Below are 22,490 nucleotides of genomic sequence, written 5' to 3' on the forward strand. Positions count from 1 at the left end.
GTGATCCCGGACCCCCTCGACGCCTCGCTCGCGCCGCTGATCGGGCCGCGCACGGCGACCGCGGTCGAGAAGGCCTTCGGGTACCGCACGGTCGGCGAGCTCCTGGGCCACTACCCGCGCCGCTACGCGAAGCGGGGCGAGCTGACGGCGCTCTCGCGTCTCCCCGTGGGAGAGAGCGTGACGATCGTGGCGGAGGTGCGCGAGGTGCGCGAGCGGCCGATGCGCAACCGGCGCGGCACCCTGCTCGAGGTCGTCATCTCGGACGGCTCGGGCACGCTCTCGCTGACGTTCTTCGGACAGCCCTGGCGCGCGGCGAAGCTCCACCGCGGCGTGCGCGGGATCTTCGCGGGCACGGTCTCGATGTTCCGCGACACCCCGCAGCTCACGCATCCCGACTACCGCCTGTTCGACGACGAGGAGGCCGCCGCGACGGAGACGGGAGGCGGTGAGCTCGCGAAGGACTGGGCCGAGCGGCCGATCCCGATCTACCCGGCGACCAGCGCGATCTCGAGCTGGCAGCTCCAGGCCGCGATCGGCGTGCTGCTGGACGGCCTGCGCGACGTGCCCGACCCGATGCCCGAGCAGGTGCGCGCCGGCCGCTCGCTGCTGGGCCTCGGCGAGGCGCTGGAGCTGATCCACCGCCCGCAGCGGGAGGGCGAGGAGGCGCAGGCGCGCGAGACGCTCCGCTTCCACGAGGCGTTCCTCCTGCAGCTCGCCCTGCTCGAGCGCCGGGCCTCGGCGCGCAGCAGCCCCGCGACCGCCCGCGTGCCCGGCCCCGGCGGGCTGCTCGAGCGCTTCGACGCCGCGCTGCCCTTCGCCCTCACCGGCGACCAGACCGCGGTGGGGCACGAGATCGCCGCCGATCTGGCTGCCGAGAGCCCGATGACCCGGCTGGTGCAGGGCGAGGTCGGCTCCGGCAAGACCCTCGTCGCGCTCCGGGCGATGCTCGCCACGGCCGAGAGCGGCGGGCAGGCGGCGCTGCTCGCTCCCACCGAGGTGCTCGCGGGGCAGCACCTCCGCTCGATCGCGAGGACCCTCGGCCCGGAGCTCGCGGCCGAGCTGGTGCCGACCCTCCTCACCGGCGGGCTGGGGGCGGCGCAGCGCCGCGCGGCCCTCCTCCGGATCGTCTCGGGCACGGCGAAGATCGTCGTCGGCACGCACGCCCTCCTCGGCGACGCGGTCTCCTTCTACGACCTGGGCCTCGTCGTGATCGACGAGCAGCACCGCTTCGGCGTGGACCAGCGGGACGCCCTGCGCCGGAAGGGCGCCACCCCGCCGCACGTGCTGGTGCTGACGGCCACGCCCATCCCGCGGACCGTCGCCATGACGGTCTTCGGCGATCTCGACACCTCGACCATCCGCGAGCTGCCCGCCGGGCGCCCCGGCATCACGAGCCACGTGGTCCCGCTCGCCGACCACCCCGCGTGGATCGCGCGGGCGTGGGAGCGCGCCGAGGAGGAGATCCGCTCGGGCCACCAGGTCTACCTCGTCTGCCCGGCGATCGAGCCGGGGGAGCCCGCCGAGGGCGCGCAGCCGCCCGAGGAGGACGCCGCCGCGCCGCTCACGACCGTCGCGGCCACGCTGGAGGGTGCGCGCGCGCATCCGCTGCTCGGGAAGCGGCGGTCGGCCGCGCTGCACGGGCGGATGACGACGGAGGAGAAGGACGCCGTGATGCGCTCCTTCGCCGCGGGGGAGATCGACGTCCTGGTGTCGACGACGGTCATCGAGGTCGGCGTGGACGTGCCGAACGCCTCGATGATGGTCGTGCTCGACGCGGAGCGGTTCGGGGTCTCGCAGCTGCACCAGCTCCGCGGGCGCATCGGGCGCGGCGGCGTCGCGGGGGTGTGCCTGTTCGTGACGGCGGCGGAGGCGGGGACGGTCGCGCGCGAGCGGGTGGAGGCGGTCGCCGCGACGCTCGACGGCTTCGCGCTCGCCGAGGTCGACCTCGAGCTGCGCCGCGAGGGCGACGTGCTGGGCGACTCGCAGTCCGGCGGGCGCTCGTCGCTCCGCCTGCTGCGGGTGGTGCAGGACGCCGACGTGATCGTGGAGGCGCGGGCGCTGGCCGAGCGGCTCCTCGCGGAGGACCCGTCGCTCGCCGCGCACGACCGGCTCCGTGCCGCGCTCGCGCGCCGCGTGCAGGACCGCGACCGGGAGTTCCTCGCCAAGAGCTAGGCGGTGCCCGCCCGCTACTCTGTCGGCATGGCCCGCATCGCCGTCGTCCCCGGCTCCTTCGACCCCGTGACCCTCGGTCATCTCGACGTGATCGAGCGGGCCGCGCGCCTGGTCGACGAGCTGCACGTCGTAGTGGTGCACAACCCCGCCAAGACCGCGCTGCTGCCGATCGCCCAGCGCGTCTCGCTCATCGAGCAGTCGATCGCGGAGGCGGGCGTCGAGGGACGGATCGTCGTCGCGTCGTGGAGCATGGGCCTGCTCGTCGACTACTGCACCGACGTCGGCGCGAGCATCCTGGTGAAGGGCATCCGCTCGCAGGTCGACGTGGCGTACGAGACCCCCATGGCGATCGTGAACCGCAACCTCGCGCACGTCGAGACGGTGTTCCTCCTGCCCGATCCCGCGCACGCCCACGTGTCGAGCTCGCTGGTGAGGCAGGTCTCCTCCCTCGGCGGCGACGTCGCCCCCTACGTGCCGCCCGCGGTCGCCGCGTACCTCGCCGCCGGCTGAGGCGCCGCCGATCGTCCACCCGGGCGATCCCGGGCCGTGGACCCGTGCGCCCGCGGCAGCCGGGAGAATGGACCGGTGAGCGAGACGCGCGTGCAGGCCTGGGCCCTCGACGGCATCCCGGAGGTGACTCCCGGTGACGACCTGCTCGAGCTGATCCTCGCGGCCGTCGCCGCCGCCGCCGAGGAGGACCGGCCCGCGGACGGCGACATCCTCGTGGTCACGAGCAAGATCGTCTCGAAGGCGGAGGGGCGCGTCGTCGCCGCGGCCGACCGCGAGGACGCGATCACGGCCGAGACCGTCCGCGTCGTCGCCACCCGGGCGCACGGCTCCGGCGTCACCCGCATCGTGGAGAACCGCCTCGGGATCGTGCAGGCGGCGGCCGGAGTCGATGCCAGCAACGTCGCGGAGGGGACGGTCCTCCTCCTCCCCGTCGACCCGGACGCCTCGGCGCGGGCCCTCTGCGCGGGCCTCCGGGAGCGGCTCGGCGTGGAGGTGGGCGTGCTCGTCAGCGACACCCTGGGCCGCGCCTGGCGCGTCGGACAGACCGACGCGGCCATCGGAGCCGCGGGCGTCCTCGTGATCGACGACCTCCGCGGCGGGGTCGATGCCCTGGGGCGCACGCTCGGAGTGACCATGCCGGCCGTGGCGGACGAGATCGCCGCGCTCGGCGACCTGGTGAAGGGCAAGGCGAGCGGTCGCCCCGTCGCCGTCGTCCGCGGGCTCGCCCGCCTGGTGACGGGAGTCGAGAGCCCGGGCGCCCGCACGCTGACCCGCACGGGCCCCGACGACATGTTCCGCCTCGGCGCCGACGAGGCCTTCGCCGAGGGCTTCGCGGCCGGAGCCGCCTCGCGCGAGGAGCGCGCGTGACCGGCTGGAGCGCGGTCGTCGTGTTCAAGGGCCGCGGCGGCTCGAAGACGCGCCTCGACGTGCCGGGCCGCGCGGCGCTGGCCGAGGCGTTCCTCCTGGACACGCTCGCCGCCGTGGCCGCCGCGGAGCCGGTGGCGAGCCTTCTCCTGGTCACCTCCGACGCCGGTGCGGCCGACCGCGCACGGGCGGAGCACCCGCAGCTGGTGGTGGTGCCCGACCCGGGGACCCTCGACGCCGCCGTGTCCGGGGGAGCCGAGGCCGCCCTCCACCGCCGGCCGGGCGCCCCGGTTATCGTGCTGACCGGGGACCTGCCCGCCCTGCTGCCGTCGGACCTCTCCGAGGCGCTCGCGACGCGGTCGCTCCCGGCCGTCGTCCCGGACCGCGAGGGGAGCGGCACCACGGCGCTCCTGCTGGCGGCCGGAGCCCTCGTCGCTCCGGCGTTCGGCCCGGGCTCTCTGGCCCGGCACCGCGACGCGGGCTGCGCCGTCGTCGTGCTGCCAGGCTCGTCGACGCTGAGGCTGGACGTCGACACGCTCGCCGATCTCGGAGACGCGGAGGAGGCCGGCGTCGGCCCGCACACCTCCCGAGCGCTGGCCGCAGCGGCCTGACGCGCAGGGAGTCCGAGCCGCGGACGCGATCAGCCGGCGAGCAGCCCCGCCTCGAACGCCGCCGTCAGGCCCGCGTCGATCGCGAGCGGTGCGCCGTCGACCGAGCGGACGGGGATCGCCCGCCGGGTGCTCGACACCAGCCACGCCGCATCGGCACCGGTGAGCGCCGAGACCGGAAGCTCGCGGCGCGACGACGCGAGCCCGCGGCGCTCGCCCAGCGCGAGGACCCGCTCGACCGTCGTGCCGGCGAGCACGCTGCCCGAGAGCGGCGTCGCGAGCACCCCGTCGCCGAGGAGCACCAGGCTCGACGTCGCCCCCTCGAGGAGCAGCCCGTCGCTCGTGCGCCAGACCACGTCGTCGGCGCACCGGGACGCCGCCTCGCGCAGTGCCGCCCGGGTGACGGCGCCCGACGTGGTCTTGACGCCCGGGAGCAGCCACGGCGCGAGCGGACCGCTCGCGTACCCGCGGTCCAGCACGACGACGGCCGCGCCCTTCTCCCGGAGAGCGCTCGAGTCGGGAGTCGGAGCCGCGCGCACGGTGCACCGGGCGGAGTCGCCCGAGCCGTGGGCGGCGATGAAGCGGACCGTCAGGTCGTCGACCCGATCGTGCTCCGCCACGGCGAGGTCGACCGCTCGGGACCAGAGGGGCGCCTCCGGGATCGTCAGCCCGACGGCCCGGGCCGATCCGGCCAGCCTCTCGAGGTGCTCGCCGAGCGCGCGGGGACGTCCGTCGAGGACCGCGACGGTCTCGAAGACCCCGTCGCCGCGGAGGTAGCCCGCCTCGTCGACGCGGACGAGCGGACCCTCCGGGTCGCGGAGGACGACGGCGCCGGAGGTGATCTCGACCAGGACGGGGGTGCTCATCCGCCCATCCTGCCCCCGGCGGAGCCTCAGCGGGGGAGGAGGCCGCTCGCCACGTCGGACGGCTCGACGATCTCGCGCCACGGCTCCGGCCGGAGTCCTGCCGAGCCGAGCACGTCGGCCCCGGCGAGGAGGTCCACGTCGAGACCTGTCAGCTCGCCGATCGCGGCGACCGGCAGCTGGAACGTCCTGAAGCCGCCGAGCGGCACCAGGCCCTCGCGCACGCGCTCCACGAGCTCGCTCTGGTCGAGCAGGTACGCGCTCGTCGCGAGCGTCGATCCGTCCGGGCTCCACGCCGCGATCTTCCAGAAGCGGCGGGGGATGCCCGTACCGCGGTAGACCGGGTCGTCGTCCGCGAGCACGGGCCCGGTGAAGACGCTCAGGCGCGTGCGCCAGGTCTGCGCGTACTCGAGCACCAGGGTCTCGAGCCCGAGCCACAGCTCCTGCGACTGGTTGAAGCCGCTCGCCTGGGGCGCGGCGTTCGTGTAGCAGAAGCTGTCGCGGTTGGCCGCGGCGGCCTCGTCCCGGTCGCCCCAGACGGGGTCGCGGCGGCGGACGAGGTGGCCCCGGTCGAGGTCGTTGCGGGCGTACACCTCCGGCCCGGTCTGCTCGGAGGCGGGGATGCGGTCGTCGAGGTGCCAGTCGTCGCCGCGGCCGAGCTCGACCAGGCGCGCGCCGTCGATGTTCACGGCCGTCGAGACGGCCAGGCGCCGCTCCGGATCCAGCAGCACCTCGAAGTGCGTGTACGGCAGGAGCCGCACCGGGCGCTCGACCCTCAGGCGCGGCGCACCCGCGGGGACGCCGAGGAAGTCCGCGTCGAAGCTCACTCCTCGACCTCCGCCGTCGGAGTCGCCGTGGCTGTCGCTGTCGGGGTCGCCGTGGGCGTCGCCGGGGGAGCCTCGGTCGCGGGGACTCCCGTGCCGGTCGGAGCCGGAGCCGGTGCCTGGGTGGCGGGAGCCGGGACCTGCGAGCCGTTGCTGATCAGCAGGGCGATGTCGGAGTAGCGCGCGACGGTCGTGCCCGCGGCCGGGTCGGTGCCCGCCACCACGCCGGCCGGGAGCGACGAGTCGATGGTCGCCCCCTCCTCGACGTCGAAGCCGAGGTCCTCCAGCGCCTCCGTGGCGTCGTCGACCGAGCGGCCGGAGACGGTCGGCACGGCGATCTGGCGGCCGTTCAGCAGGGCGCTGCTGGGCTCCTCGAAGTCGTCTCCGCCGTACTTCTGGTCGGCGCGGGTCATCACCGAGTTCCAGATGTAGTGGCGGATGTTGGAGGCGTACGGGCGGCTCTCGAGCTCCGAGTTCGGGAAGCGGACCTCGCGCATCGAGGTGTGGCCGTCGATGTTGCCCACCCAGACCACGGTCGCGACGCGCGAGCTCGCGCCGTCCATCCAGGTCGACTCCGCGTTGTCGGTGGTGCCCGTCTTGCCGATGTGCTCGATGCCGTCGTCCGGGTCGGACTGGGCGGCCGTGCCGCCGGTGACGACGCGCTGCAGGGCGTAGTTCGCGACCGCCGTCAGCTCGGGGCTGAGGGCCTGGTTGCAGGTGGAGGTCGGCGGCTGGACGGCGGCGCCGGTCGCGTCGGTGATCGCGTCGATGGCGATCGCGGAGCAGGCGGTGCCGTTGTTGGCGAAGCCGGCGAAGGCGGTGACCATCGAGAGGGGGGAGATGAGCGTGTCCGAGCCGAGGACGGCGGACGGCTTGTAGTCGACCTCGCCGCCGTCGGCCGCCTTCACGCCGAAGCCGACCGCGCGGTCGCGGATCGCGCAGAGGTCGAGCTGCTGCGCCATCGAGACGTAGACGGTGTTGATCGACTGCATCGTGCCGGTCAGCACGCTGTAGCTGCCGTTCTCGCTGTCGTCGTTGTTGACCTCGTAGGAGGTGTCGAGCTCGCCGCCCGGCGCGCAGCTGGCGGGGAAGCCCGAGAAGGTGCGCTCGCGGCCGTTGATCGTCTCGTTCAGGGTGCGTCCGCTCGCGAGCCACTGCGCGAGCGTGAACACCTTGTAGGTCGATCCGACCTGGAACCCGGCGGAGCCGCCGTAGGCCGTGTCGGTATTGAAGTTGACGGCGGAGAAGTTCGCGCCGTTCACGGCGCCGGCCGCGTCGTAGTCCTTGTTCTGCACCATCGCCAGGATCCGGCCGGTGCCGACCTCCATCGAGACGGTCGCGCTGCCGATGTTGGTGTCGAGGGTGGGGACCTTGGGGACGGCGTTGTTCGTCGCGTTGGCCGCGGTGTCCTGCAGGTCGCGGTCGAGCGTCGTGTAGATCTTGTAGCCGCCGCGCTGGAAGTTCGCGAGGCGGGTGTCCGCGTCGTCGCCGAACGCCGGGTCGTTCTGGACGACGCGGGTGATGTAGTCGCAGAAGAAGGCCGCGTTGCCGGCGGTCTGGCAGCCCGTGGGCGTCTGAGTGATCGCGGGGACGACCTCCTCGGCGACGGCGGCGTCGTGGTCGGCCTGCGAGATCTTCCCCTCCTGCAGCATCTGGTCGAGGACGTAGTCGCGGCGGATCTTGTTGTCCGGGATGTTCTCGGGCTGGTCGATCCTGAGGCCGTTGGGGTTGTTGACCGTGGCGATCAGGCTCGCGGCCTGCGCCAGGCTCAGGTCGGCCGCGGTGGTCGAGAAGTAGTACTCGGCCGCCGCCTGGATGCCGTAGACCTGGCCGCCGAAGCCCGCGATGTTGAGGTAGCCGAGGAGGATGTCGTCCTTGCTGTACTTCTTCTCGAGGTCGACGGCGAGCTTCATCTCCTTGAGCTTGCGGCTCGGAGTGGTCGCGGTCGCCTCCTCGTAGGCGGCCTCGGAGGCCGCCTCGTCGGTCGCGCTCAGCGACTCCGCCTTCTGCACGAGGACGTTCTTGACGTACTGCTGAGTGATGGAGGATCCGCCCTGGAGGTCCCCGCCGACGATGTTGCTGAGCACCGCGCGGATCGTGCCCTGCAGGTCGACGCCGCCGTGGTCGTAGAAGCGCGGGTCCTCGGTCGAGACCGCCGCGTCCTTCACGGACTGGCTGACCTGGTCGAAGGCCACCTCCTCGCGGTTCTGCGCGTAGAAGGAGGCGAGCAGCTCGTCCGAGCCGTCGGTGCGCTTGGCGTAGATCTCGGTCTTCTGGGCCAGCTGGCCGAGCTCGAGGTACTCGGGCACCGTCTCGAACAGCCCGATCGGGTTGTTCTCGGCGAGACCGGTGACGGCGAGGGCGGGAGTGACCCCGACCGTGATCAGCAGGCCCCCGGCGAGGCTGGCTCCGACGATCCCGAGGACCCGGGCGAGCACGCCGCCGCGGGCGGTTCCTTGCGCAGACATGGCTACGAGAGTAGGCGACGAGTCTGGATCCGTCGTGCGGCCGCGCTCGGGGGCCCTGATGCCCGCCCTCCCGGCTCCGGGAGCGGCGGCCGCCGGTACGGTGAGCGGGTGACCAGAGCCCGAGCATGACCGCCTCCGCCGACCCCGCCGAGACGCGCCGCCGCGCGGTGCTCGTGGTGGCCGTCCTCGCCTCCTTCGTCGCCTTCCTCGACGGCACCGTCGTCAACGTCGCCCTGCCCGCCATCACCCGCGAGCTCGGCGGCGGGCTCGCGGTGCAGCAGTGGGTGGTCGACGGGTACCTGATCACGCTCGGCGCGCTGATCCTCGTGGCCGGCTCGCTCGCCGACCGCATCGGCCGGGCCCGCAGCATGACCATCGGCCTGATCGGCTTCGGCGTCACCTCGCTGCTGTGCGCGCTGGCCCCCACCGCCGAGGTCCTCATCGTGGCGCGGATGCTCCAGGGTGCCGCCGGCGCGATCCTCGTGCCCAGCTCGCTCGCCCTCATCATCGCGACCGTCCACGGCGCCGCGCAGGCTCGGACCATCGGTGCGTGGACGGCCTGGACCGGCACGGCGACGATCGCCGGGCCCGTGCTCGGCGGCCTGCTGGTGGACGCGGGCTCGTGGCGGTACGTCTTCGCGCTCAACCTGCTGCCGATCGCGGTGACGCTGGTCCTGCTGCGCAGGCTCGGCGCGGTCGACTCGGGGACCCGGGTGCCGATCGACGGCGTCGGCGCGGTGCTCGGGGTGATCGGCCTGGGAGGGCCGGTGTTCGCGCTGATCGAGCAGGAGCGACTCGGGATCCAGCATCCGCTCGTGCTGACCGCCCTGATCGGGGGAGTCGCCGCCCTCGTCGCGTTCGTCGTGTGGGAGCGGCGAGCGGCGCATCCGATGCTGCCGCTGTCGCTCTTCGCGTCGCGGAACTTCACCGTCGGCAACGTCTCGACGGCGTTCGTCTACGGAGCGCTCTCCTTCGGCTTCTTCGCGCTGGGCCTGTTCCTGCAGCAGACCCTGGGCTTCTCGGCGACCCTGGCCGGGCTCGCGACGCTCCCGCCGACGATCCTGCTGCTCCTGCTCTCGCAGGTCTCCGGGTCGCTGTCGGCGCGGTTCGGTCCGCGGCTCTTCATGGGCGTCGGACCGCTGATCGCCGCGGCCGGGTTCCTCCTGCTCTCCTTCGTCGACGAGGGCGCCGACTACGCCACGCAGCTGCTGCCGGGCATCCTCCTGTTCGGCTTCGGCCTCGCGGTGACGGTCGCTCCGCTGACCTCGACGATCCTCGGCGCGGTGGAGGACGGGCACAGCGGAGTCGGCTCCGCTGTGAACAACGCCGTCTCGCGCATCGCGGGGCTGGTCGCCATCGCCGCGACCTCGCTCGTGGTCGGCGACTCGCTCGACGTCGAGGGCTTCTCCCGTGCCGCCGTCGCGACCTCCGCCCTCCTGGTGGCCGGGGGCGTCGTCTCCCTCCTCGGCATCCGCAACCCGGCTCCCGCCGACCGCTGACGACTGCTCGGGGAGCGTCTCCGACCCCCGTCCGGGGTGCGGCGCTCCGTGTTCACGCGGTGTCCGCCGATCCTTCGACGGAACGTGGATGAAATAGTTGTCGCTACATGGAATACTGATCGACGTCGATGCGCTTGCATACATCGGACGGGGACGCTCTCCCCGCGACGACCGTCACACTCGAGGAGAAACCATGACCGACACCGTCACCATCCCCGGCTACAAGGCCGGCACCTGGGTCATCGACCCCACCCACAGCGAGGTCGCGTTCAGCGTCCGCCACCTGATGATCAGCAAGGTCAAGGGCAAGTTCGAGCGCTTCACCGCCACGTTCACCACCGGCGAGAACCCGCTCGACTCCAAGGTCGAGGCCACCGCCGAGGTCGCCTCCGTCAACACCAACGAGCCCAACCGCGACGGCCACCTCCGCACCGGCGACTTCTTCGAGGCCGAGAAGTACCCGGAGATCCACTTCGTCTCGACCGCCGTCCGCCCGAACGGCGACGACTTCCTCGTCGACGGCGAGCTCACCATCAAGGGCACCACCAAGCCCGTCACCTTCGAGGTGGAGTTCGGCGGCTTCGGCACCGACCCCTACGGCAACTACAAGGCCGGCCTCACCGCCAAGGCCACCATCGACCGCACCGACTTCGGTCTGACCTACAACGCGGCCCTCGAGACCGGTGGCGTGCTCATCGGCGAGAAGGTCACCATCACCCTCGACCTGCAGGCCGCCCACCAGGCGTAGTCCGAGCCGATCGACCGGAGCCGTCCCTCCCCCCGGGGAGCGGACGGCTCCGTCGTTCCCGGAGCCGGTCCGGGATCAGAGGATGCCGAGCTCCGTCAGCTGCTCGGAGATGCCCGCGCCGTCGGGCGCGAAGACCCAGGTCGTGCCGCTGGTCAGGGAGCGGTCCTCGGCCTTGGAGCGGCCTCCCGCGAGCACCGCCTCGCCGGTGGAGAGCTGGCGGATCGCGATCGCCGCGACCTTGTCGGGGTGCTCGTCCGCGAAGTCGGAGTAGATCTCCTCGTCGTGCTGCCCGTCGTCGCCGACCAGCAGCCAGCGCACGTCCGGGAACTCGGCCGCGAGTCGGCGGAGGTTCATCTCCTTGTGCTGCTTGCCGCTGCGGAACCAGCGGTCGTGCGTCGGGCCCCAGTCGGTAAGGAGGAGCGCTCCGGCCGGGTACAGGTGCCGCGACAGGAAGCGGGTGAGCGCCGGGGCGACGTTCCACGCGCCGGTGGAGAGGTAGATGACCGGGGAGCCCTCGTACTGCCGGGCGAAGCGGTCGAGGAAGACCGCCATGCCGGGCGTGGGCATCCGGGCGTGCTCGTCGAGCACGAAGGTGTTCCAGGCGGCGACAAAGGGGCGGGGGAGCGCGGTGACCATCACCGTGTCGTCCACGTCCGACACGACTCCGAGCCGCGACTCCGGACGCACGATGAAGACGGGCGCCTCGACGGGCTTCGAGCCCGCGGTCGAGAAGGTGATGGTGTGCCAGCCGGGCTCGAGCGTGATCGGGAGGTCCGCGTCGACGACTCCGCCGCGGTCGGCCGTCACTTGGTGGGTCTGCCCGTCTGCTTCGACGGTCACGACGGCCCCGCTCACGAAGACGCTGGTGAAGCTCCGCCAGCCGCGCACGCCCTCGACGGGGCGGACCTCCTCGACCCCGGGAGGGGTCGGCCGCGTGTAGAGGACGCGGGCCAGGACGCGCAGCTGCGTCGTCGAGCCGTAGCCGGTGTAGGGGATGACCCTCGGGACGTAGCCCTTGCGCTTCACGCGCCTCATCCGGAAGGAGTGGAGTCGGTCCTCGAGGCGGGCGGCGCGGTGCATGACCTCCGCCTTGCCTGCGCTCAGGGGCTTGCTCTCGGGCGTCAGCGGCATCCGCCCAGTCTGTCAGACCGGATGCCGGACCGCGGATCGCGCTCTCACGCGATCGTCAGGCTCCGGTGGGCTCGATCAGCTCGGGGCCGTTCGCCGAGACGGAGCCCACGGCTGCACCGACGCCGTGCACCTCGAGCTCCTCGGACAGCTCGGCCGCGCCCTCGGCGGCCGCGCGCAGCAGCTCGCCGTCCCCGGGGGACGCCGGGTCCAGCCAGTCCTCGATCAGCTCCGGCTGCAGCAGCACGGGCATCCGCTCGTGCACCTCGGCGAGCGGCCCGGCGGAGGGGCGGGTGAGGACCGTCGCCGAGAGCAGCCACGGAGAGCCCGGCTGGGCCGAGCGCCACCACTCGTAGAGACCGGCGAACAGGAGGAGCGAGCCCTCGCCCGGCGAGACGTAGACGGGTGCCTTCGCCCCGTCCGCGCCGACCCGCCACTCGTACCAGCCCGAGGCGGGCACGATCGCGCGCCGGGAGGCGTAGGACTCGCGGAACGACGGCTTCTCGGCGACGGACTCGATCCGCGCGTTGAACAGCGGCGGCCCCGCGGACGGGTCGGCGGCGGAGCGGGGCACCAGGCCCCAGCGGGCTCCGGCGAGCCGACGCCGCGGCGGGCTGCCCTCCTCGACCCCCTTCATCGACTCCGCGACGACGGCGATCCGCTGGGTCGGCGCGATGTTCCAGGACGGCTCCGGCAGGTCGGCGCCCGGCTCGTCGATGTCGAAGAGCGCCACCAGGTCGGCGGTGGTCTGCGAGAGGACGAAGCGTCCGCACATGGTTTCTCCCGGGTGGATCGGACCCGCGGAGCCGTCGCCCTTCCGGGGGCGCGAAACACGAGGGACTTTCGATGAGACGACCCCGACCGGCGGTCGCCGTGCGTACGATTGTAGGAACCACGACCGAAGGAGCCCGCCGTGCCTCTTGGAAACCTCGTCGATCGACCGTTCGGTGAATCGTCCCAGGTCCGCAACGAGCCGGTGCAGGTGCGCAGCGCCGCCCGTCTCGCCTCGCTGCTCGACGCGGCGGCCGCCGTCGTCGACGAGGTCGGCTTCGACCGCCTGACCACGGCGATGGTCGCCGAGCGCGCGGGAGCCGCGATCGGCACGGTCTACCGCTACTTCCCGGACCGCATCGCCGTCCTCCAGGCGCTGCGCGAGCGAGCCCTCGAGCGCTTCCGCCGCCGCGTCATCACCGAGATCCGCGACACCCACCCGGGCAACTGGTGGGGCGCGGTCGACTGCGCCATCGACGCCTTCTGCGAGATGCACCGCAACGAGCCGGGCTTCCGCTCCATCCGCTTCGTCGACACGATCCACGCCCCCGAGGTCGCGGGCGAGGCGTTCGAGGCCGGCTTCTTCGCCCGCCGCTTCGCCGAGATCCTCGCGTCCGAGTACGGCCTCCCGGGCGGCGCGCAGCTGTCCTTCCGCCTCGAGGTGACCATCGAGGTCGCGGACGCGCTGCTCACGCGCGCGTTCCTCATCGACCCCAACGGCGACCAGCGCTTCATCGACGAGAGCCGCTCGCTGCTGCGCCACTACATGACCTCGCACTACGGAGCCGTCGAGGAGTCCTGACCGGCTAGGACTGTCAAGGCCCTAGTCGCTCCCGGAACATCCCGCAACACTTCGCGGTCCGGGTTTGCAGGCGGCTGCTAATGGTGTTTTCCTTGCCGCCTGGCCCCGTTCGGGGCCGCGGGCCGTGCAACGGCCGGACGCGCGGAGCGAGAGCGGGCACAGTCGTGGACCAGGGACAGATCGGCGCGCACACCGCCGGACGGCGGGCGGCCTCGTGATCGAGTTCCGCAACGTCAGCAAGCAGTACCCGGACGGCACGCGGGCGGTCGACGACTTCTCGCTCGTGCTGCCCTCCCGGCAGACGACCGTCTTCGTCGGCTCCTCGGGCTGCGGGAAGACCACGATCCTCCGCATGATCAACCGGATGATCGAGCCGACCTCCGGCACCATCGAGATCGACGGCGAGGACATCTCGTCCCTGCCCGCCGTTGCGCTCCGCCGCCGCATCGGCTACGTGATGCAGAACTCCGGCCTCCTGCCGCACCGCAAGGTCATCGACAACATCGCGACCGTGCCGCGGCTGAACGGGGTCGCCAAGAAGCAGGCGCACGCCCGCGCGCTCGAGCTGATGGACACGGTCGGACTGGACCGTGCGCTCGCCGCCCGGTACCCCAGCCAGCTCTCCGGCGGCCAGCAGCAGCGCGTCGGCGTGGCGCGCGGCCTCGCGGTCGACCCGAACATCCTGCTGATGGACGAGCCGTTCGGCGCGGTCGACCCTCTCGTGCGCGCCGACCTGCAGCGCGAGACCCTGCGACTCCAGGACGAGCTCGACAAGACCGTGGTCTTCGTCACCCACGACATCGACGAGGCGTTCCTGCTCGGCGACCAGGTCGTCATCCTCGAGAAGGGCGGCCGGATCGCGCAGAAGGGCTCGCCCGCCGAGATCCTGGCGAACCCCGCGAGCGAGTTCGTCGCCGGCTTCGTCGGTGCGGACCGCGGCAAGCGCTCGCTCCGGATCGAGGAGCGCGACGGCGCCCGCATCGTGGTCGACGGCGACGGGCGTCCGACCGGAGTGCTGCGCGCGCAGGACGGCCCCGCCGCGTGAACTGGGTCGTCAACAACACGGACGCGATCGTCGCGAACCTGCTGGCGCACCTGGCCCTGTCGGTCCCGCCGATCCTGCTCAGCTTCCTCGTCTCGCTGCCGTTCGGCTGGTTCGCGAACCGCTACCGCTGGAGCCGCGGCACCCTGCTGACAGGGCTCGGCGTGCTCTACGCCATCCCCTCGCTGGCCATGTTCATCCTGCTGCCGGTCCTGCTGGGCATCCCGCTCCGCTCGACCGCCAACGTGATCACGGGCCTCACCCTCTACGGCGTCGCGCTGATGGTCCGCACCACCTCGGACGCACTGGGCGCGGTGTCGGACGACGTCCGCCAGTCGGCGACCGCGATGGGCTACTCCGGCTGGGCGCGCTTCTGGCGGGTCGAGTTCCCGCTGGCCGGCCCGGTCCTGCTCTCGGGCCTGCGCGTGGTCACGGTCAGCACGGTCAGCCTGGTGACGGTCGGCGCGGTGCTCGGGATCCAGAGCCTCGGCCTGCTCTTCACCGACGGCTTCCAGCGCGGCATCACCGGTGAGATCGTCACGGGCATCGTCCTCACGATCGTCCTCGCGCTGGTGCTCGACGGACTGCTGGTGCTGATCGGCCGTCTCCTCATGCCCTGGACGGCTCTGGACCGCACGCGCCGCTCGCGCAGACCGGTCGCGGTCGAGAGGGCGGTGACGTCGTGAACCTCATCGCCGAGGCCTTCGCCTGGATCGCCGACCCCGCGCATTGGACCGGGGTCTACGCGATCCCGACCCGTGTCGCCCAGCACGTCGGCATCAGCCTGCTGGTGCTCGTGATCGCGGCCGCGATCGCGATCCCGATCGGCTACCTGATCGGGCACACCGGGCGCGGCAAGGGCATCGCCGTGCCGGTCGCAGGCGGACTGCGCGCCCTGCCGACGCTGGGCGTGCTCGTCCTCGCGGCGATGAGCCTGGGGCTCGGCCTCGGCGCTCCGGTGATCGCCCTCGTCGTGCTCGCGATCCCGTCGGTGCTCGCCGGCGCGTACTCCGGGCTCGAGGCGGTCGACCGCCGCACGGTCGACGCGGCGCGCTCGATGGGCATGACCGAGTGGCAGATCCTGACGAAGGTCGAGATCCCGCTGGGGCTGCCGCTGCTGATCGGCGGGCTCCGCTCGGCGGCGCTGCAGATCATCGCGACCGCCACGCTCGCCGACTACATCGGCGCCGGCGGCCTCGGGCAGTACATCTTCCGCGGAGTGAAGTCGGGGGACTACCCGCAGATGCTCGCCGGCTCGATCCTGGTGATCGTGCTGACGCTCCTCAGCGAGGTCCTGTTCGCCCTCCTCCAGCGGCTCGCCGTGCCGCGCGGAGTCGTGCTCGGCCTGGCCGGCACCGCCGGCCGCACAGGTTCCCGCGCCTCGTCGCCCCGACGACGCGCGGTGATGGGAATCCCCATCGAAGAAGGGAAATAGCAATGTTCACAGCACATTTCACGAAGGGCCGTGTCGCGCTCAGCGCACTCGCGGTCGGTGCCGTCGTGGCACTGGCAGGGTGTTCCTCGAGCGATCCGCTCGATGAGGGATCGGGTGCGACTGCGGGCAGCGAGACCATCGTGGTCGGCTCGCAGGACTACTACTCGAACGAGATCCTCGCCGAGATCTACGCGCAGGCGCTGGAGAACGACGGCTTCACCGTCGACCGCCAGCTGCGCATCGGCCAGCGCGAGATCTACCTGCCCGAGATCGAGAGCGGATCCATCGACGTCTTCCCGGAGTACGACGGCAGCCTCCTGCAGGCGCTCGAGCCCGACGCGACGGCCACCACCGCCGACGACGTGTACTCCGCGCTCGGCGACGCGCTGCCCGACGGCCTCCGCGCCCTCGACGCCGCCGAGGCCAGCGACCAGAACTCGTACACCGTCACCCAGGCCTTCGCCGACAAGTGGGACCTGACCGACATCGCGTCGCTCAAGAACGTCACCGACCCGATCGTGGTCGGCGGCAACTCCGAGCTGCAGACGCGCCCCTACGGGCCCGACACCCTGCAGTCGAAGTACGGCATCACGACCACCTTCCAGGCGATCGAGGACAGCGGCGGATCGACCACCGTCGACGCGCTCACCAGCGACCAGATCCAGCTGGCGAACGTCTACACGGCCGACCCGAACATCCAGAAGAACGACCTCGTCGCTCTCGAGGACCCGGACGGACTGTTCGTGGCCGACAACGTCGTGCCGATCGTCTCGAGCAAGATCACGGACGACGCGGCCGAGGTGCTGAACGCGGTCAGCGCGAAGCTCACGGCGGACGACCTCGTCGCCCTCAACTCCGAGAGCGTCAACGAGCAGAAGTCCGCGTCCGCGATCGCGGGCGAGTGGCTGAAGTCGGCGGGTCTCGTCGACTGATCCTCCCCGGATCCACGCCCGGAGGCGCGTCACTCGTCGAGGTGACGCGCCTCCGCTCTGTTCAGGAGCTTCTTCCCGAGGAGCACGAGCAGGGCGAAGACGACGATGACGCCCACGAAGACGTAGCCGGCGCCGTGCAGGCTCTCCGAGAGCTCCCGGTAGCTGCCGGCCGCGGCCGCGCCGACGCCGACGTAGGCGGACGACCAGAGCACGCACGCCGGGATCGTCCAGGCCATGAAGGTCCGGTAGCGCATCCCGCTCATCCCCACCGTCAGCGGGATCAGCGAGTGCAGCACCGGCAGGAATCGCGAGAGGAACACGGCGAACCCGCCGCGCCGCGCGAGGTAGCGCTCGGCCTTCAGCCAGTTCTTCTCGCCGAGCCGGCGTCCCAGGCGCGACGCGCGGATCCGCGGCCCGAACCAGCGGCCGAGGTAGAAGCCGACGGACTCGCCGCAGAGGGCGCCGATGACGACCGTGACGGCCAGCGCCGCGAACTGCAGCGGGCTGGTCACGCCGGTCGCGCTGACGATCACGATCGTGTCGCCGGGGACGACGAGGCCCGCCAGGATCGTGGTCTCGAAGAAGATCGCGAGTCCGGCGAGGAGCGTCCGCCAGACCGGGGGGACGCTGACGACGAAGTCCAGGATCCCGGTGAGGGTGTCGTTCACCGGGCGCCCCCGCCCGCCGGGGACTCGATCAAGGGCTGGGGCCGACGGCGGCTCCGGATGCTCGGCATGGCTCGATCGTAGGGGCGCACGGCTGGGCGGCGGCAGGGCTGCGCCCGGGAGGCCGGTGGACGCCGAGCGGTCAGGGGACGGCGACGAGCGCGGAGGCCGCCGGGCCGGTGCCGTTCGCCGTGACCGCCTGAACCGAGAGGGTGTAGCTGCGGCCCGGGACCAGCTTCGTGAAGGTCTGCGAGCGCTTGGTCGCGGCGACCACGGCGCTCCAGGCTCCGGCTCCGCTCGTGTCGGACCCGTCGCGCGACACCCGGTAGCCGGTGACCGCTGAGCCACCGGTCCCCGCGGGGGGCGACCACGCGAGCGTCGCCGTGCCGTCCGAACCCGCCGTGGCGGTGACGGCGGTCGGAGCGCCGGGGAGCCCGGCGGCGACGAGGGTCGCCGTCAGCGTGGTGCTGCTCCCGGGAGTGACGACGCTGTGCGAGGCGGCGCCGCCGTCCGACCAGGACGAGAACCGGTAGGCCGTGCCCGACGCGTCGGTCTGGTCCGGGACCTCCAGCTGGAGGGCCGAGCCCGCCCACGAGACTACGGTCGTGCCTCCGGCGACCTCGGTGCCGTTGACGACGACCGTCCGGCCGGCGGGAGCGGTGGCCAGGGTGACGGACACCTTCTGCGGGGAGAACGTCCGAGTCGCCGTCGTCGACACTCCGCTCGAGTCCGTCGCGGTGACGCTGATCAGGAGGTCGCTGTCCGCGGCGGCGGCGAGGTCCTCCGGGCCGGGGGCGACGAAGGAGAGGTCGTTCCCCGTCAGCGGCCCGAGGAAGGGATGCGTGTGCTGAGCGTGGCGGCGCTGGACGGTCCAGGTGAGCGCCGAGGCGGGCAGGACGCCGTCCTCGGCGTCGGTCGCCGTGGCGCGGAGGCCGTAGCTCCGGCCCGTGACGAACATCCCTCCGTCGGCGGGTGCGGTGATGCTCACCGTCGGGGCACTGTCGCCCGAGGTGATCCTCGTCGTCGCGGGGGCGGAGACGGCTCCCTTCGGATCGCGGACGCGGAGGGACGCGGTCCAGCTGCCGGCGGCGTAGCTGTGGGTGAAGGTCGGGCCGGTCGTGATGCGGTCGGGGGTGCCGTCGCCGAACGACCACAGGTAGGTCAGGGCACCGCCCTCCGGGTCGCTGCTGCCCGAGCCGTTCAGCCGCGCGGCGAGAGGAGCCGCGCCGGAGGAGGGGGCGGCGGTGAGGGCCGCGGTCGGAGCGCGGTTCGCCGCGGCGGTGTAGGCGAGGCGCCGGACCTCGCCGCCGTTCGCGTAGCTGGTGTAGAAGAGGTCCTGGGTCCCGCGCGAGGGACCGAAGGCCATGGCGACGGCGCTGCTGCCGCCGAGGCCGGTCACGAGGTCGCCGGCCGCGCCGGTGCGCCCGAGGGTCCGGATCTTCCCGCACACGTAGTCGCCGAAGAGGTACGCGCCGTCGTAGGCGGCCGGCCAGACGCCGCGGGGGACGTAGGCGCCGCCCGTGATCGAGGCGCAGCCGCTGCTGTGCGCGTAGTCGTGGACCGGGTCGGTGAGCCCGGCGGGCGCCGCGGCTCCGCAGTTCGAGGCCGAGCCGGTCTTCGCGCAGTGGCCCTCACGGGTGTTCCAGCCGTAGTCGGCGCCGGCGACGCCCTGGTCGATCTCCTCCCAGGCGTCCTGGCCCACGTCGTTGATGCGGAAGACGGTGCCGGTCGCGTTCGGGTCGAAGGCCATCCGGAACGGATTGCGCAGGCCGCTCGCGAAGGTCTCGCGGCAGCGCAGGCCCTCGGCGGCCGGGGCGAGCCGGCAGGAGGCGGTCCCGGTGCCCAGGTAGGGGTTGCCGGCCGGGACGCCGCCGGTGAGGGTGATCCGGAGGATCTTGCCGTTCAGGATGTTCGGGTCGCGGGCGGCGTCGTTCCGGCCGCCGCAGCCGCTGCCGCCCGGCGAGCCGACTCCGCCGCGGTAGTCGCAGCCGCCGTCGCCGACGCTGACGTAGAGCAGGCCGTCCTTCCCGATGGCGAGGTCGCCGCCGTTGTGGTTGCTCGCGGGGGAGTAGATGCCGTCGAGGAGGACGCGCTCGGAGGCCGGGTCGATGCGGTCGTCGGTGCCGAGCTGGAACGAGGAGACGCGGTTGCGCGGGGCTCCCGCGGGGTTCACCGTGCCGCCGGCGTTGGTCGGGCAGGAGGAGTCGGAGCCCTTCGCGGTGTAGTAGACGACGACGGTGCGCGAGCCCGGTGCCGGGTCGACCGCGAGGCCGAGCACGCCGCGCTCGCCGTTGGCGCAGACCTTCGAGCGCAGGTCGAGGGCCGGGGTGGCGATAAGGCTGCCTCCGCGGATCACCCGGATCGCTCCGGTCTGCGAGGAGACGAGGGTGCGCCCGTCGGTCGTGAAGGCGAGGGCGGTCGGCGCGGGGACGGCCGCCACCCGGGAGTCGGTGAAGCCGGCGGGCACGACGGGAGCGGCGGACGCCGGACCCGCGGGCCCGGCGACGAGCGCGGCGGCCGTGATCGCCAGGACGGTGAGCAGGGCGAGACCGCGGGGGCGGATCCTCGAGCGGGGCATCGGTGACTCCGAGACGGTCGGCGCTGCTGAGCGAGCGGCGGTCTGCGGCGGTGCAGAGGGCGCTGTCGGCGATGACGCGGGGCCAGGATAGGCGCGCGCGGCGGAGGGGCCGTGTCCCCCTTCAGGGTCAACACTGGGGGCTCCGGGCGCGGTGTCCCCGGGCCGCTCACGTCGAGCGGGGCTGCAGTGCGGCGGCCCGCCGGTTCACTCCAGAGCGGGCAGGACCACCGCGCGGACCGCCTCCGAGAACCGGGCGTAGCCGGCCTCGTCGAAGTGCAGGCCGTCGTCGACGAAGAGGGAGGGGTCGACAGAGCCGTCGGGGGTGACGAGCGCGTCGGCGGTGGGGACGAAGGTGACGCGGTCGTCCGTCTCGGCGTAGGCGCTGACCGCGGTGTTGGCGGCGCGGACCTCGGCGCCGACGGAGGCGCGGGCGGGCGTCTCCGCGATCTCGACGTAGAACAGCTCGGCGTCGGGGGCGACCTCCTCCACGCGCTGGAGGTACTCGACGACGGCGCCGGCGGTCTGGGCGCCGGTGCGCGAGCCCTCCTCGCCGCTGATGTCGTTCGCTCCCACGTACACGATCACGGCGCGGGGATCGAAGGGGACGACCATGCGGTCCAGCCACGCGAGGTGATCGGCGACGGTCGTGCCGCCGATCCCGATGTTGTAGGTCTCGAGCGGACGCAGGTCCTCCTTGGAGGTCGTCCAGCGGCCGATCGTGGAGCTGCCCGTGAGGACGATGCTGTGCTGCGGGAACCCGGCGGCGAAGCGCTTCTCGAGACCGGCGACGCGCTCGGCCATGTCGACGGAGGAGGTCGGGCCGGGGTCGGGGGAGCTCGCGGCCGGAGCGCCCGCGCCTCCGCTCCGCGAGGCGAGCGAGAGGGCGATGCCCGCGCCGGCGAGGACCAGCGCGAGCACCAGCAGCGCGACCAGGAGGCGGAGGCGGATGCGGCGGGGGCCGGGGGCGGAGCCGGAGGGCGTCGCTCGAGTCATGGCTCGATCCTCGGGCATCGGCGGGGGCGCGTCGTCCACGAGGAGGCCGTCCGAGGACCCGCGCACCCGGTGGCCGTCTCTCCGTCACCGGATCGCCGTGATCGAATACGCGCAGAACATCACAGAGGATGCACAGCCGTGCGACACTTGCACATCGCCATCGCCATCGTCGCCGCCGGCCGACTTCCGATGGACGATCACGACGAGGACTCATGGCACGCGCACGCATCACCTGGGTGGACACGGCGAAGGGCATCGCGATCATCCTGGTCGCCCTGGCCCACTCCGTGCAGTGGACCACGACGGCCGGGATCGCCCCCGACTCGTGGAACGAGATCAACCTCCTCCTCATCACCTTCCGGATGCCGCTGTTCTTCCTCGCCTCGGGGCTGTTCGCCGGCTCCGTGCTCACCCGGTCGTGGCCGGAGCTCTGGCGTTCGCGGCTGAGCCTGCTGGTCTGGGCCTTCCTGCTCTGGTCCGTGGTGCGGTTCCTCTTCTTCCTGGTGGTGCCCAACCCGGGCGGCACCGACGAGTCCGACCCGCTCGCGCTGCTCCTCCAGCCGGTGATGCCGCACAACGGGCTCTGGTTCCTCTACGCGCTCACGATCTTCTTCGTGGCCGCCAAGCTCGCGCAGGGCCGGATCGACTGGCGGGTGCAGATCGGCATCGCGACCGCGATCGCCGTGGTCTGGTACGCCGTCCGCTCCAGCACCTCCGAGGGCACCGGGAACATCGCCTGGGACGGCATGGCCCGCTACCTGATGTTCTTCCTGCTCGGCCTCTACCTGCGGAACGCGGTGATCGCGTTCGTGGAGCGCCGCGGGATCCTCAGCGGAGTCGGCTTCGGCGTGCTGTTCCTCGTGCTCGCCGGCGTGATCCTCGCCGTCCGCGCCCGCTTCCCGCTGCTGACGATCGGGCTGGTCCTGGTGAGCGTGCTGGCGGTCCTCGCCGGGCTCGTGGTCGCCCGCTTCCTCTCGAACCGGCGCGGCGCGGGCTGGATCACCTTCATCGGCCGCAACACGCTCCCGGTGTACGTGGTGCACGTCCTCTTCGTCTCGCTCGCCACGAGCGCCCTGCTGCTCTTCGACGGAGAGCGCTGGCTCGACGTCATCGGGCCGGTCGTGCCGCTCCTGGTCTGCGGGATCGGCGTCGCGGCGGCGCTGGGCTACTGGCGCCTCACCCGCGACCTGCCCGTGCTGAAGTACGGCTTCCAGGCGCCCGCCTGGTTCTCCGGCTCCCGCTCACGCGTCGACGCCGGCTGACCGCGGGGCGCCCGCCGACGGCACATCGGCATCGGCTCCGGGAGTCTCTTCACCGGGCGAGTCCGTCGATGGCGTCGCGCAGTGAACGGATTCCCAGAGCCGATCTCGCGGATGTGCGCCTGGGAATCCGCTGAAGGCCCGTGAGAGGAAGTCTCAGCGCTCCGTCGCCCGCCTGATCGCTCGGCGTCGAGAGGCCGGCGGCGGCGCGTCCGACGGAGGCGAGCCCCGCTCGGCAGTCGCCGCGCGGGGGACTCCCTCGACGTCGAGAGGGACTGTCTCGACGTCGAGCGACCGGTCGGCGGGAGCGCTCGGAGGGGCGTCCGGGG

The 22,490-nt window shown here is 72.7% G+C and carries 20 protein-coding genes; 12 read left to right on the forward strand and 8 right to left on the reverse strand.

From position 1 onward, the window contains the following. The 4 genes from C5C46_RS03280 (at position 1) to cofC (ending at position 4,157) form a co-directional block, all read left to right on the forward strand. On the forward strand, positions 1 to 2,172 hold the full coding sequence (locus tag C5C46_RS03280) for an ATP-dependent DNA helicase RecG (protein WP_374953787.1): 2,172 nt from the start codon (positions 1 to 3) through the stop codon (positions 2,170 to 2,172). A 27-nt stretch (positions 2,173 to 2,199) separates the two neighbouring features. Further along, positions 2,200 to 2,682 carry a pantetheine-phosphate adenylyltransferase gene (gene coaD, locus C5C46_RS03285; RefSeq protein WP_104223138.1) on the forward strand — a complete coding sequence of 161 codons (483 nt, stop codon included), beginning with the start codon at positions 2,200 to 2,202 and terminating at the stop codon, positions 2,680 to 2,682. Positions 2,683 to 2,757: 75 nt separating this feature from the next. Beyond that, on the forward strand, positions 2,758 to 3,549 hold the full coding sequence (locus C5C46_RS03290) for a coenzyme F420-0:L-glutamate ligase (RefSeq protein ID WP_258059296.1): 792 nt from the start codon (positions 2,758 to 2,760) through the stop codon (positions 3,547 to 3,549). Continuing rightward, positions 3,546 to 4,157: a 2-phospho-L-lactate guanylyltransferase gene (gene cofC, locus C5C46_RS03295; RefSeq protein WP_104225626.1), complete on the forward strand. Its 612-nt coding sequence runs from the start codon at positions 3,546 to 3,548 to the stop codon at positions 4,155 to 4,157. Before C5C46_RS03290 ends, cofC begins: the two co-directional genes overlap by 4 nt. Positions 4,158 to 4,186: 29 nt before the next feature. On the opposite strand, the gene C5C46_RS03300 is transcribed toward cofC, so the two are convergent. From C5C46_RS03300 to C5C46_RS03310, 3 genes are read right to left on the reverse strand one after another with little or no spacing between them, the layout of a single operon-like run. Next, a complete protein-coding gene (locus tag C5C46_RS03300; protein ID WP_104225627.1) occupies positions 4,187 to 5,020 on the reverse strand; it encodes an aminotransferase class IV in 834 nt (277 codons plus the stop codon). Between the two features lie 26 nt (positions 5,021 to 5,046). Beyond that, a complete protein-coding gene (locus C5C46_RS03305; RefSeq protein WP_244230625.1) occupies positions 5,047 to 5,844 on the reverse strand; it encodes a DNA/RNA non-specific endonuclease in 798 nt (265 codons plus the stop codon). Beyond that, on the reverse strand, positions 5,841 to 8,309 hold the full coding sequence (locus tag C5C46_RS03310; protein ID WP_104225628.1) for a transglycosylase domain-containing protein: 2,469 nt from the start codon (positions 8,307 to 8,309) through the stop codon (positions 5,841 to 5,843). The genes C5C46_RS03305 and C5C46_RS03310 overlap by 4 nt, the downstream gene beginning before the upstream one ends. Positions 8,310 to 8,434: 125 nt before the next feature. On the opposite strand from C5C46_RS03310, the gene C5C46_RS03315 reads away from it, so the two are divergent. Both C5C46_RS03315 and C5C46_RS03320 read left to right on the forward strand, forming a co-directional pair. Continuing rightward, positions 8,435 to 9,808: a DHA2 family efflux MFS transporter permease subunit gene (locus C5C46_RS03315; RefSeq protein WP_104225629.1), complete on the forward strand. Its 1,374-nt coding sequence runs from the start codon at positions 8,435 to 8,437 to the stop codon at positions 9,806 to 9,808. A 193-nt stretch (positions 9,809 to 10,001) separates the two neighbouring features. Continuing rightward, positions 10,002 to 10,556: a YceI family protein gene (locus C5C46_RS03320; RefSeq protein ID WP_104223105.1), complete on the forward strand. Its 555-nt coding sequence runs from the start codon at positions 10,002 to 10,004 to the stop codon at positions 10,554 to 10,556. Between the two features lie 75 nt (positions 10,557 to 10,631). Here the strand turns inward: C5C46_RS03320 and C5C46_RS03325 are convergent, their stop codons facing one another. Continuing rightward, a complete protein-coding gene (locus C5C46_RS03325; protein ID WP_258059297.1) occupies positions 10,632 to 11,687 on the reverse strand; it encodes an App1 family protein in 1,056 nt (351 codons plus the stop codon). A 55-nt stretch (positions 11,688 to 11,742) separates the two neighbouring features. After that, on the reverse strand, positions 11,743 to 12,459 hold the full coding sequence (locus C5C46_RS03330) for an SOS response-associated peptidase (RefSeq protein ID WP_104225630.1): 717 nt from the start codon (positions 12,457 to 12,459) through the stop codon (positions 11,743 to 11,745). A 138-nt stretch (positions 12,460 to 12,597) separates the two neighbouring features. On the opposite strand from C5C46_RS03330, the gene C5C46_RS03335 reads away from it, so the two are divergent. The 5 genes from C5C46_RS03335 to C5C46_RS03355 all read left to right on the forward strand — a co-directional run bounded on the left by C5C46_RS03335 (position 12,598) and on the right by C5C46_RS03355 (position 16,666). Then, positions 12,598 to 13,257 carry a TetR/AcrR family transcriptional regulator gene (locus tag C5C46_RS03335; RefSeq protein ID WP_104223107.1) on the forward strand — a complete coding sequence of 220 codons (660 nt, stop codon included), beginning with the start codon at positions 12,598 to 12,600 and terminating at the stop codon, positions 13,255 to 13,257. Between the two features lie 214 nt (positions 13,258 to 13,471). Beyond that, a complete protein-coding gene (locus C5C46_RS03340; protein ID WP_104225631.1) occupies positions 13,472 to 14,302 on the forward strand; it encodes an ABC transporter ATP-binding protein in 831 nt (276 codons plus the stop codon). Beyond that, complete coding sequence (locus C5C46_RS03345; RefSeq protein ID WP_104223109.1) at positions 14,299 to 14,985, forward strand: ABC transporter permease; 687 nt, start codon at positions 14,299 to 14,301, stop codon at positions 14,983 to 14,985. The genes C5C46_RS03340 and C5C46_RS03345 overlap by 4 nt, the downstream gene beginning before the upstream one ends. Next, the gene (locus C5C46_RS03350) at positions 14,982 to 15,734 is read left to right on the forward strand and encodes an ABC transporter permease (protein ID WP_104225632.1); all 753 of its coding nucleotides are present in this window, start codon (positions 14,982 to 14,984) and stop codon (positions 15,732 to 15,734) included. The genes C5C46_RS03345 and C5C46_RS03350 overlap by 4 nt, the downstream gene beginning before the upstream one ends. A gap of 2 nt (positions 15,735 to 15,736) precedes the next feature. After that, positions 15,737 to 16,666: an ABC transporter substrate-binding protein gene (locus C5C46_RS03355; RefSeq protein ID WP_104223111.1), complete on the forward strand. Its 930-nt coding sequence runs from the start codon at positions 15,737 to 15,739 to the stop codon at positions 16,664 to 16,666. A 29-nt stretch (positions 16,667 to 16,695) separates the two neighbouring features. Here C5C46_RS03355 and C5C46_RS03360 read toward each other — a convergent pair whose 3' ends face one another. The 3 genes from C5C46_RS03360 to C5C46_RS03370 form a co-directional block, all read right to left on the reverse strand. Further along, positions 16,696 to 17,334 carry a DedA family protein gene (locus C5C46_RS03360; protein WP_104223112.1) on the reverse strand — a complete coding sequence of 213 codons (639 nt, stop codon included), beginning with the start codon at positions 17,332 to 17,334 and terminating at the stop codon, positions 16,696 to 16,698. 139 nt (positions 17,335 to 17,473) lie between these two features. Then, positions 17,474 to 19,909 (reverse strand): PQQ-dependent sugar dehydrogenase, encoded by a 2,436-nt coding sequence (locus C5C46_RS03365; RefSeq protein WP_104225633.1) that lies wholly within the window; start codon positions 19,907 to 19,909, stop codon positions 17,474 to 17,476. A 204-nt stretch (positions 19,910 to 20,113) separates the two neighbouring features. Then, entirely contained in the window at positions 20,114 to 20,902 is a 789-nt protein-coding gene (locus C5C46_RS03370; protein WP_181136482.1) for a GDSL-type esterase/lipase family protein, read from the reverse strand. A gap of 212 nt (positions 20,903 to 21,114) precedes the next feature. Between C5C46_RS03370 and C5C46_RS03375 the strand changes: the two genes are divergently transcribed. After that, positions 21,115 to 22,164, forward strand: a complete 1,050-nt coding sequence (locus C5C46_RS03375) for an acyltransferase family protein (protein WP_104348320.1) — start codon at positions 21,115 to 21,117, stop codon at positions 22,162 to 22,164. The last annotated feature ends 326 nt before the right edge of the window (positions 22,165 to 22,490 follow it).

Source organism: Rathayibacter sp. AY1E6 (assembly GCF_002931115.1).
Classification (GTDB): Bacteria; Actinomycetota; Actinomycetes; order Actinomycetales; family Microbacteriaceae; genus Rathayibacter.

Excerpts from the sequence above, each read along its gene's own strand:
- coaD (WP_104223138.1), top strand. The coding sequence starts at position 2,200 with ATGGCCCGCATCGCCGTCGTCCCCGGCTCCTTCGACCCCGTGACCCTC.
- C5C46_RS03300 (WP_104225627.1), bottom strand. The coding sequence starts at position 5,020 with ATGAGCACCCCCGTCCTGGTCGAGATCACCTCCGGCGCCGTCGTCCTC.
- C5C46_RS03310 (WP_104225628.1), bottom strand. The coding sequence starts at position 8,309 with ATGTCTGCGCAAGGAACCGCCCGCGGCGGCGTGCTCGCCCGGGTCCTC.
- C5C46_RS03315 (WP_104225629.1), top strand. The coding sequence starts at position 8,435 with ATGACCGCCTCCGCCGACCCCGCCGAGACGCGCCGCCGCGCGGTGCTC.
- C5C46_RS03320 (WP_104223105.1), top strand. The coding sequence starts at position 10,002 with ATGACCGACACCGTCACCATCCCCGGCTACAAGGCCGGCACCTGGGTC.
- C5C46_RS03325 (WP_258059297.1), bottom strand. The coding sequence starts at position 11,687 with ATGCCGCTGACGCCCGAGAGCAAGCCCCTGAGCGCAGGCAAGGCGGAG.
- C5C46_RS03330 (WP_104225630.1), bottom strand. The coding sequence starts at position 12,459 with ATGTGCGGACGCTTCGTCCTCTCGCAGACCACCGCCGACCTGGTGGCG.
- C5C46_RS03355 (WP_104223111.1), top strand. The coding sequence starts at position 15,737 with ATGTTCACAGCACATTTCACGAAGGGCCGTGTCGCGCTCAGCGCACTC.
- C5C46_RS03365 (WP_104225633.1), bottom strand. The coding sequence starts at position 19,909 with ATGCCCCGCTCGAGGATCCGCCCCCGCGGTCTCGCCCTGCTCACCGTC.
- C5C46_RS03370 (WP_181136482.1), bottom strand. The coding sequence starts at position 20,902 with ATGACTCGAGCGACGCCCTCCGGCTCCGCCCCCGGCCCCCGCCGCATC.
- C5C46_RS03375 (WP_104348320.1), top strand. The coding sequence starts at position 21,115 with ATGGCACGCGCACGCATCACCTGGGTGGACACGGCGAAGGGCATCGCG.